This is a genomic window from Microcoleus sp. N9_A1 (assembly GCF_036701795.1).
Lineage (GTDB): Bacteria > Cyanobacteriota > Cyanobacteriia > Cyanobacteriales > Microcoleaceae > Microcoleus.
In genome coordinates this window covers 84,990-96,032 of record NZ_JAUBRI010000011.1, presented here as the reverse complement: position 1 = coordinate 96,032, position 11,043 = coordinate 84,990, and the positions used below count along the sequence as shown (strand labels likewise).

Here is an 11,043-nt window from a genome sequence, read left to right as displayed (position 1 = left end):
TGCAATAAGTAAAGCAGAATTATAGGCTGCGATCGCTTCTAAGTAAGACTGTTTTGCCGCCTCAAATTCACTTAGCTTTGCTTGTAATTCACCCAGCCGTAGTAGCGCAATCCCTTTGCTGTTGAGAGCATTGGTATAATCCGGTGCAATAAGTAAAGCAGAATTACAGGCAGCGCTCGCCTCAAAGTAAGACTGTTTTGCCGCCTCAAATTCACTCAGAATTGCCTGCAAATTACCCAGACGTAGTAGCGCAATCCCTTTATTGTTGAGAGCACAAAGGTAATCCGGTGCAATAAGTAAAGCAGAATTACAGGCAGCGATCGCCTCAAAATAAGACTGTTTTGCCGTCTCAAATTCACTTAGCTGTGCTTGCAATTCACCCAGACTTTGCAGCGCATTCCCTTTGTTGGTAAGAGCAGCGATATCATCCGGTGCAATAAGTAAAGCAGAATTATAGGCTGCAACTGCCTCTAAATGTTCCTGTCTTGCCTCTACATATCGAGCCAACCGAGCATAGTAATCTCCCTCCGAGCGCGAAACTCTACCAAGCCAATAATCACTTTTAATCCACAACTCATCTCTAACTCCCAGCAGCGACTCGCATTCCCCGTAACGACTCAGCCGCAATGCTTCATCAAACACCTCTTCCCATTCCTTCACACCCCGCTCCCAATCCAAGCGATTAGCATGATAAATTGCCTCAGCCACATCCCCCACTTCCCGATAATGCCCCTCTAAAACCTCATGCGCCCTGCGAGTTTTCGGATGATCCCGATCGGCATCCAAACGCCGCAATAAATCGTGAATCCGATACCAGTTATCCCCCCGCTTCTGCGATTTCCACACAAAGGAAAAACCCGTCAACATCTCAAAATTTGCACTGCTTGCCTGGAAGTGGCAACCAGATCCCAATTTTACGTACAAATCCTCATCAAAAGCGCGACCAGCACTCAGCGAATGCACGGCCGATCGCACTTCTCGATCGACATAACTCAGCAACCGATCTGTTAATTCCGCAGTCTTGTTTTCCAACTTCGGAATCCGCGCAAAATCCGACGACATCAACTCAATTCCCCGCCTTCTTTCTGCCAGCACCGCATCCGCGCACAAACCCAAATAAAACGGATGTACCTGCAAATTCTCCCAATTATCAGCGGGATTGACGCTGGCATATTTAATTACAGCATCTGCCAAATCTGCCTTGTCAATCTTCACTTTGTGCAAGTAATCCCTCGCATCATCCGGCGACAAATGCCACACCAATTGTGCATCTATATAATCTGCGGGAATCGGAAACCTTGACGCATTCGGCCACCGCAATTGCGTCACCGGACACTCTCGCCCCGCCACAACAACTACAATCCCCAATTTGTAATCCAATGCCCTCAACAACCGCCGAAACCACTCATCTTGATACCAAAAAGTTGCGCCTTGAGAATTGCGTTTTTCATCCCACATTTTCTCGTGAGTATCGAACAGCATCACGAGGCGATCGGGTTTATTTTTGCCAGCCATTGTCGCATTCAAATCCCCAGCAAACAATTTCGGCAAATAGTCGGTTAACTCAGTATCAATATCTAGACGGCGAATTTCCTCCGCCTTTTCATCGCTGACGCCCAAGCGATTTTGAATTAATTTCATCGCCCGCTTAATCCCGCCCAATTTATCTATCCCTTTGAGCACCGCTACAGCTTGCGCCACCACCGGAAAATCTGCAAAAGTTTCAATTATAGGTACCACCAATTCCGCCACATCATCGGGGAAAAGTTGGTTGAGAGTTGCCTGTGATTCGCCTTTGTTCAGCAAATACCAAAAGCAAGCAAAGTCATAATTTGGAAATTTAAATTTATATTTCTTAGTGGCTGCTGCCAGATTTCGGCGCAGCATCAGCAAGCCGTAAAATCTATCTTGCGGTTTATCTTCTTTAATCGGTATCAATCCGAAATCGTGTCTGACTGCGGGTATGGGAGTGTAGGTCTTAGGTTCAGCATAGCGGACAAAATCAGCAACTTGGGCGGCTTGTGATTCTGGGATGTCGTGCAATTGTTTCCACACCTGCGGCGAAAACCTTTTGCAGCAGTGAAACTGCAAGTGTTGTAGCAGCAAAGACTTGCCGTTGCCTCCATCTCCGTAAAAATACAAAATTTGTTGGCGCGCGGGGTCTTCGTTTAAATAAAAGGCAAATCGGCGGGTAAATTCGTATCTGTCGGTAAAAAGTTCCAGTTTGCGATCGCCGCTAATAGATTCGCTTTCAAAATCTTCGTCGTCAATTGGCATAAGTGTGCAGGTGAGGTATTAATTTAATTATAAGCAAAAATTTGATGGAATCGGCGATTGAAACCCGGCGATTGAAATCGCTTCTACACAAACAAAGTCCGCCTTCGCCGACTAAAAGAGCAAGGAAGTATTTAACCACAAATTGACATAATTCTTCAGTCCTCTTTTAGAGGACTTTAGCTTTGAGGCAGGGGTTTAAACCCCTGTCGGATCGTGGCGATCGTGCAATATCTCAGAAACAAATAATTTTAGTGAAATTACTTAAGTACCTTGTGGCAAAAGTTGCAACTAATGACAGCAAAATAGAGCTGTGTTAGAACAGTTATCGATCGACCAGCAAAGCTATCTTAGAAAGGACGCTAGCGAAAGCACAGTCATGGCACCTCCCACTAATCCAAATCCGGCGGATTCATCTGCAAAACAGTCTCTAGAGGCTGGGCTCGCAGCTTTGAAACAGCAGGATTACCCCACCGCGATCGCCCTTTTAGAATCCGTTACCCAAACCGCAGCTAATCAGCCGTCGGGAATCCGCGCGCAGATGGGGTTAGTGGCTGCGTACAAAGCCACCGGTAATGTTAAAGAGGCGATCGCCCTGTGCACATCCCTCACCAAAATCCCCAACACCCAAATCAAAACCTGGGCCGATCGCACTTTAACCGAATTAACCCCACCTCTCCCCCCAAAACCAGCGGAAACTCCCCCAAAAACAGGCTTTGTCGCCTTCAATTCAGCAACGGAATCAGCGAAAAAAACGGTTAAGGGCGATGGCTTACGCCCCGCTTCGCTACGACCGACCGCAGACCAAAAAACCGGATTTTCAACCTTAGAGCCGACTGCCACGCCAGGAAACACCAAATTGACACATATTTCACCGCCACCACCACCCCCCAAACCGGCAATATCCACAGAAACCACACCCGATACAGAAACTAGCGACGAAAATAGCCCCCGTTCCTCAACAGATACTTACCAACTAACTTGGCGCGAAGCAGCGCGCGTGAAAAGCCCGCGTCCCCTCAAACCGCTAAAGTTGCTGGAGTTTCGGATCGAAGCTTTTGCAAGTGCGATCGCCCTATTTTTCCTAGCCCGCTTTATCCTGCAATTCCTGCTGACAAACACTAATTCTCTGTTGGTTCAGCTTTACATATTCACTAGACTGCCTATTTTCGCGCCGATTCAGCTTTTTTACCGCGATCCAACTCCCTTTGTTCAGATGGTTTTTGGATTGCTTTTGGCCTCGTCTCCCTGGCTGATAGACGCGCTGCTGAAACTGTTTTGCGGCATCGAAACTCTGCGCGGGTCAGTTTTATCCAAGCACAGCAAGGAAGCTAGTCGGGTACTGCGAAGTTATTGTACGAAGCAAAATATGCCGGTGCCGCTGCTGAAACTCTTGCCGCTGAATGTTCCTGTAGCTTTCAGTTACGGCTGTTTGCCCCGTTTTGCTCGGATTGCTGTGAGTCGCGGGCTATTGGAACAATTGACGGATGATGAAATTGCCACTATTTTCGCGCGGGAGTTGGGCCATATCTCTCACTGGGATTTTGCGCCGATGTCCCTGGCGCTGCTGGTGATTCAGATTCCTTACTTGATTTATTGGCAGGTGGCGCACTGGCAAGAGCGGTTGTGCGATTTAATGACGATCGAGTTTTTGCGTTCTGCTGTCAAATTTGTGGCCGCTGCAATTTCTGCTATTAGTTACGGGATTTATAAGTTGTTCAGGTGGCCGATGTTGTGGGTGTCGCGCCGCAGAGTATATTTTAGCGATCGCACTGCTGCGGAAATTACGGGTAATCCTAACGGTTTGACGCGGGCATTGTCTAAAATTGCGATCGGCATTGCTGCTAATATCGAGCAGCAAAAACAAACTAGCTTTTTCCTCGAAAGTTTCGATCTATTGTTACCTGTAGGGGTTGGACAAGCTGTAACCCTTGGTTCTGCTGCATTACACGCGCCGCTGGAACAGATTTTGCTGTGGGATGTCAGCAATCAGGAGCGCAATTGGTTGACGGTTAACCGCGCGCATCCTTTGCTGGGAGAGCGTTTGAAGCTGTTGGCTCTGTATGCTCAATTCTGGCAACTGGAGACAGAGTTAGATTTGGCAAACGCGGGAGTGCAAGAACAACCCAGGAAAGGAAAATTGTCTCCGTTTAAGTCAATAGTCGAATTTAAAGACTCAAAACTATTTTTACAGGGTGCGCCGTTTTTTGGAATTCCGATGAGTTTGGCGATAGTCGGGTTGCTTTGGCTGATTGGCGGGATTTTTTCGAGGACGAGTATTTGGCAGTTGGATTGGCTTTGGGGCGATCGATCGATTCTTTGGGGCTGTTTGCCGATCGGATTTAGCATCGGTACTTTGATGCGGATCAATTATTTATTCCCGGATATTATACCGCGAGAAACCGCTTCGCCGAGTTTGCCGGAAATTTTGTCAAATCCCGAGAGTTTGCCGCTGGATGCTGAACCGGTGCGGCTGGAAGGGCAACTTTTGGGTCGATCGGGTATGAGTAATTGGCTGGGACAAGATTTGATTTTGCAAACGGCGACGGGTTTGGTGAGGTTGCACTATGTTTCGAGGTTTGGCTACATTGGCTCTTTGTGGCCATTTTTGTTCAAAGAGACTACTCGCCCTAGCGATTTGATCGGAACATCTGTTGTGGCGACTGGTTGGCTGCGCCGTGGTGCTACTGTGGCGATCGACCTTGAAAGTCTCCGCAGTCAAGGAGGGAGGGTTAGTGACAGCGGACATCCGATTTGGTCTGCGATTTTGGCTTTTGCTGCTGCTATTTGGGGCGCATACATTATTATCCAGGGCCCAAGGTGAGGAATAGCGATCAGATTGTGGGGTGAATCTCACATCTTGCACCATTCTCGCTTAACAGGCAAGATGCCTGTTCCACAAGAAAATTCACTCTTTGTGGAACAGGCATCTTGCCTGTTCATAAAAAGCTTATTGAGAATGGTGCAACATCTCAGGTGAATCGGTGTCAACGCGCAGCCTCCATCGGTTTTGAGTTAAACAGCGGATTGGCGATCGGATTCTGGAGTTGCTCCCTACGCACCCTACAGTCTATCCGTTACATCCGTTACATCCGTTACAAAATCCGTTGCCGAACTTGCCTCTTCCTTCGTAAAGAAAAGTTGCTTTTTTGCCAGCATTCTGTTACATTAGTTTACATAAATTGAATTGAACCAAATAGCGCAATAACTTCAGTTGGCTAAAATCCCTTAAGGCATTGCGTAAAAATTGTCAACATCCCAACACAGCAAGTTCAGTCAGCCGCTTGTCGGCTGTTTTTTTTCGACCGCTATTATTGCTGTGTGGGATGAATTCTCAAAAGTGATTCAGATGTGGTTTCCGTTAAATTCAGCCTGAAATCTTCCTAAATAACTAGCTCTGTTACCAAGGCTGTGATACCTTTAAAGAATGCTCGGACTCTGCCGGGCCTGATTTAAGGGATAGTGGGTAAGTGAGTAGTTCTCAGCATTAGGAGCGAGATTAGGAACGAGGTAAGATTACTGCCTGAAAAAATGTTAGCCATTTTATCCATCACTGTATTAAACTGAATACTGGCATTCCGATCGCTTGCAATTGACATCCTTGGACATAAATTTCTAGACGGCGCTGGCTATAAACATTCTGAATCAAAACCGGAAGCAAGTAATACAGAATAGCCAATAGCCTAAACATTTGAGTGATGACTAAAAGTTTACACAACAACCTGAGATTTAAAAGCTCTCTGCATCGGCGGTTAAGTTCCGGCCTTATCAGAGTAAATCATCTTTTTGTTCTAAAAGGTGGGGGGAGCTGTCAAGGTTGGTGGGAGGAATGCGCCAATTCTCTGGTTATGTGGTGTTTGCCTGAAGTCAATATTCAGTTGACTTCAGGTAGTTCTGTTCGAGCAAATTAATTAAAATCCAAGTCTGGAGGAATTTTTCATGTCTATTCGTCTTTATGTTGGCAATCTACCGAAGGAACTCGATCGCCTAGAATTGCAAGAAGTTTTTGCACCGGAGGGTGAATCTGTTACCACAAAGGTAATTACAGACCGCAAAACTGGTAAATGCAGAGGATTCGGTTTTGTGACTGTGCTAACCGACGAACAAGCCGACCAAGTTATTGAGAAATACAACGGCTTGATGTTCAAAGAAAACCCACTGAAAATAGAGAAGGCATTGCCGCGCTCTAAGGGTAAATCTGAGAAGGGCGAAGAAGATCAGCAGCAGCAGTCGTCGCCGCAGTCACCGCAGTTGGTGTCCGCGTCGGCGTCGCCGTCTGTGCCAGCACCTGTGCCGCAACAGCAGCGCTCGGCTCCCCCTAGCCAAGGTGGAGGCGGTTCCAGCAAAAGCAATCGCCGTCGGGGTGACAACAACAAGTCTCGCCGCAATCAGTCAGCAGCAACGGTGTCGAGCGCTGATTCCGGCTCGGTGCAGCCAGATCCGCGCTGGGCGAGTGCTCTGGAAGAACTCAAGCAAAGATTGGTGGAAGCTCAGACTACTAATTAGTCGCCAATGGCAGCTAATTGCTGCTGTCTCTCGACTGTGGTTGACTGAATGTATCTGGAAGTGCGATCGAGAATCGGTCAAAAAACCCTGTTCTCGATCGCACTCTTTATGGCAAAAAACCTCTAATATCTAGCAGTGCGGTAAAATAACCGCGAGCCGGGAAGTAGTGAGGATTTAAGTCCTCCCTAGAAACCAGTTTGATTTTTGTCTATCGACCGGACACGATGTAATATCCTGAGAATGGTTGGCTAAAAACCCGGTTTCTCTGAAAATATAGGGTTAAGCAGCGAGAAATCTAGAAAGAAACCTGGTTTTTAGCCCGTCTAAACAAGTCCTCTTTATTCGATCGGCCCGAATTCGATTGTCTCAATAAAGTCAAAAATCTTGTTCATAATTCCCTCAACTTCAGACTCCAGGGAACCCAATTCATCCCCCTCCTGATAAATTCGCTGACAGCTTACGGTGTAGCAAAAATCGTCAGCAATAAAAGCCATAAGTCCCCGGTAAGCATCCAACCGAGTCAGAGGGCCATCGTTTTTCTGCCCGCTGAGAGTTGCACCCCCAGGCAAATCTAAAACCACGAAATAAGCTTCTTCATCTTCTAAATATTCCGCATGGAGTAACTTAGAATTGGCAACATTAGCAAGAATTGCCTGAGAAACAAAATTGTCGAGAAAAGACTTGAGATAACCTTCCTCGCCAACCGACTCGATTGTTTCTTCCACTTCACCAGCAACAGGGAAATAATCAATTTTCAGCAAAACGCCAAAGTCATCTGAAAATGCGACACAGCTTTCTTGATCATCAATTTTACCGCCTCGTTGATCGTCAACTGGAATGGGAACGCTAAAATTGCCTTCAGGAGATACGTACCATGCCACATCGAAATCAGACTCTTCGCCCTCTACTTCCGAGTAAGCAGCTATTACATCCTCAATAATTTCTGCTGCTTCCTCATCTTCCACACCTAATGCTTGCTGGAATTCCTGGAGAAAAGCCTCGTGCTTCTGAGATATTTCGCCATCGGCGACAAACATTGCTGCGGTTATTGCAAAAGTATCCAACACTAACTCATCTGGCATGGATTCCCAAGCAGTATTAAATAATGCTCCTAAACCGTCTTGGGCAACAATACCGGCGAGTCTTTGAAACATTGCTGACATATCATCTTCCGAGTATTCAGCAAATATTTCTGATTCCCAAAGTATGCTTTCTAAGATATCAGCATCCGTATCAGGGGAATTTGCCTCCGCTGCGACAAGTGCTACCGCTGCTACGGATTCTTCTAAAGTCAAGCTTGCTTCGGATTGGTCTTCTGAATTGAATATTTTATCAAACTTGCCCACAGGTTTTGCCCCGCTAGTGTTTAGTTGTGCTATTCATAGCAAATTTATGACATAAAAAGATAGTAGTCAGGGATACATTTACTTTTTGCAAAATGCCGCCAGTCAATGTGGGGTGTGTCTAGCCTTACACCTTACCACTCGTGAATATCAAATCTCCAATTAACCTACCAAGGACTGCCAATGATTGTGAATCCGGCCCAAAACTTCGGGTGAGAGAAATCTGCATTTGGTACTTGTGTGGCTTGATTTATGTCGATCGCGCCTTGAGTTCCCCGCAATTGACCGTCTTTTACTACAATTTGTTTGCGGATCATTGCCAGTTGCGCTTTTCTGAGCGCTTCAGCTTTAATTGGCGCTGAACGCAAATTGCCATAAAACTCAGTCATCAACGCCAAAGTGCCGATATCCTTAACTTTCCACAAACTCGCTAGCGCTGATTTTACACCGCTGCGGACGGCCAGTCCAGCAAAACCCATTTCTGCTGCTATATTGTCGCCGATCGCAGTTTCACACGCACTCAGCACCAATAACTCTACTTGTCGGCGATCGTACCACTTCGCCAACCTAAATTCATCCAGAGCCAAAGAGCGGTTCCACAGGTCAATCTCAGCTTCGTTGCGTCCGTTTTGATTTTGTGGAAAACTCGCGTGAGTAGCAAAGTGAACAATCTCAAAAGCCTGTTGCTGTCGCTGTTTGGTGAGATTTTCCAGGGTAAAGTCCTCGTTGAGAAAAAAGCGGCCCCGCCACAAGGGAAATTCGGAAGCAGGAGTGAGAAAACCTTCATTTCTGCTGAATCCCGCTTGATTTTTCTTGTCGGTGACGGTACCGGCGATCGCAGATAATTCGATCGGCACTGCCGGCAAAGGATCTTTATCAGTGTGGGGAAATTTGGAAGCACCCATCGCTAAAACTTGAGCGTTTTTCAAACTTTGATACTTTGTGTTACTCAAGCTGACACTAGGAAGTGAGCCTACACTGTACTTTTCTACTAGAAATTGCTTGCCGTCGTGCAAAGCTGCTAGTGGCAGTTGGCGCAAACCTGCATCGAAGGAAAACACTAGCGTATCTATATTTAATGCTTCTAAATTTGAACTAATCGGCTCAACTAACCACTGGTAAAGTTGCTGAGACATGGGCAAATATTCTTCACTTTCCGAATCATTAGATCGACCCAAAGAGCGATGAAACTCTGCTACTGTTTTCAGCAATTGTTCGCTCTCGACAGGGATGTTTTTGAGAATCGGAGGGCCGTCGGGAACTACTAATACTAGGGATAATTCTTTGAGACGAGCGAAGGCGTAAACAATTACAGCTTGCTTGCCGGTTTCCTCCTTGATTGTTTTCAGAGTTTCTCTCAAATATTGAACGTTGATTTTTTTATCTGTAAAGTTTTCCCCATAATAATTTTCGTAGTCTTGTTCAAAGAGTTGGTCAATTAGAGCAACAGCATCATTAGCATTCCCTTGGTCTAAAGTTTGTTCGACGAGCGACCTGCTAATTTCTGAGGGAAAGAGATTTGGGATATCTGCGGGTAAGGGATTTTCTGCGATCGGAGGGGGAGTGGGAGTTGGTGCGGGAATTGGCGCTGGTGCGGGGGCTGGAATTGTTGTGGGGGCTGGAGTTGGTGCAGGAATTGGATTTGGTGCGGGAATTGGTGCGGGCGCTGGAGTAATACTCGGTGAATCTTGAACTGGCGCTGTATTTATTGTAGCTATTCTCTCCCAAACATCAGAAAGATTGAAATCAAATGGTTCAGAATTAGCAATCGGTAAACTAGGAGTTTGATCGATTATTTTCGGCGGCGTTTCTGCGACTGAAACAGTTAAATTATCAGCAGATGTCTGTGTAGAAATCAGGTTATTTGCTTCGGCTCCGGCAATGGTGTTAACTGACGGGGTGTAAGGAAGTTCTAGGGAGATAATTGTTTCGTTGTTACGCTCCCAATCTAATTGGGTATTTCCAGTTTCAGCATTTTGGCCGATCGAGGTTTTAGCTCCCAATAAATCGCCAATTAAAAAAGCTAACTCCTGTTGGGGATTTTGGCTTGGGCTGACAGCAGGCGCGGGTACGATCGCACTTGCAGGCGCTGGTACGATCGCACTTGCAGGCGCGGGTACGATCGCACTTGCAGGTGCTGGCTGAATCTGAGTTACAGGCTGGGTTACAGAGGCAAGAGGAGCTGCGGGCGCGGGATTTGGTGCGTTTGAAGGTTGAGTGGCGATCGCAGGTTGAGTGGCGAGGGAGGAGAGGATTTGGGAAACAGAGGGAAGGGTAGGTGTTGAAGCGATGCGGGCAGCAGCGTTTGGGGTTGTGGGTGTTGAGGGTTGTGTGGGGCGCGCGCGGGGTGGCAGTACGAATAAACCGGGCAATTCAGGTAGTCGGAAGTTGATGGGAAAACCAGGTATGGGATCGGGTGTTGCCGAAGGTGCGATCGAAGTTTGGGGAATTGGGGCTGGTGCGATAAATATTTGGGGAATTGGGAAAGGTGCGATCGAGCTTTCGGGTGTTGCCGAAGGTGCGATCGAGCTTTCGGGAGGTGGGGAAGGTGCGACGGGTAAACGCGGTGGGAGTTGCGGTGAGGGCGTGCGTGCGGTTGATGGGTTGGATATGGGGACGATCGCGATCGTACCGATAGCACTACTTGCAGGCGCTGGAGTCGGTACGATCGTACTTGTCGCACTACTTGCCGGTGCCGGCGCTGGAGTTGGTGCGGGCGCTGGAGTGGCTGTCGGTACTGGCGTCACACTTGTTACAGATGTCGGCGGTGGAGTGGCACTTGTTACAGGTGGAGTCGGTGCGGGCGCTGGAGTTGGTGCCGGCGATGGAGTTGGTGCGGGCGCTGGAGTTGGTGCGGGCGCTGGAGTTGGTGCGGGCGCTGGAGTTGGTGCGGGCGCTGGAGTTGGTGCGGGCGCTGGAG

General features: G+C 47.5%; 6 protein-coding genes. 3 read left to right on the top strand and 3 right to left on the bottom strand.

Features of this window, described 5'->3' with window-relative positions; all coding sequences use genetic code 11:
• The coding region (locus QUA58_RS07620) for a hypothetical protein (RefSeq protein WP_333393541.1) at positions 1–2,277 on the bottom strand (2,277 nt) is incomplete at its 3' end.
• A 310-nt stretch (positions 2,278–2,587) separates the two neighbouring features.
• Between QUA58_RS07620 and QUA58_RS07615 the strand changes: the two genes are divergently transcribed.
• Both QUA58_RS07615 and QUA58_RS07610 read left to right on the top strand, forming a co-directional pair.
• On the top strand, positions 2,588–5,098 hold the full coding sequence (locus tag QUA58_RS07615) for a zinc metalloprotease HtpX (RefSeq protein WP_333393539.1): 2,511 nt from the start codon (positions 2,588–2,590) through the stop codon (positions 5,096–5,098).
• Between the two features lie 1,115 nt (positions 5,099–6,213).
• Positions 6,214–6,780, top strand: a complete 567-nt coding sequence (locus QUA58_RS07610; protein WP_333247643.1) for an RNA-binding protein — start codon at positions 6,214–6,216, stop codon at positions 6,778–6,780.
• A gap of 338 nt (positions 6,781–7,118) precedes the next feature.
• On the opposite strand, the gene QUA58_RS07605 is transcribed toward QUA58_RS07610, so the two are convergent.
• Together QUA58_RS07605 and QUA58_RS07600 are read right to left on the bottom strand one after the other, a co-directional pair.
• Positions 7,119–8,126 (bottom strand): tellurite resistance TerB family protein, encoded by a 1,008-nt coding sequence (locus QUA58_RS07605; protein ID WP_333393537.1) that lies wholly within the window; start codon positions 8,124–8,126, stop codon positions 7,119–7,121.
• Between the two features lie 164 nt (positions 8,127–8,290).
• Positions 8,291–10,495 carry a CHAT domain-containing protein gene (locus QUA58_RS07600; RefSeq protein ID WP_333393536.1) on the bottom strand — a complete coding sequence of 735 codons (2,205 nt, stop codon included), beginning with the start codon at positions 10,493–10,495 and terminating at the stop codon, positions 8,291–8,293.
• A 34-nt stretch (positions 10,496–10,529) separates the two neighbouring features.
• Here QUA58_RS07600 and QUA58_RS07595 point away from each other — a divergent pair.
• Positions 10,530–11,043: hypothetical protein (locus QUA58_RS07595; RefSeq protein ID WP_333393534.1), on the top strand; the 514-nt coding region annotated here is incomplete at its 3' end.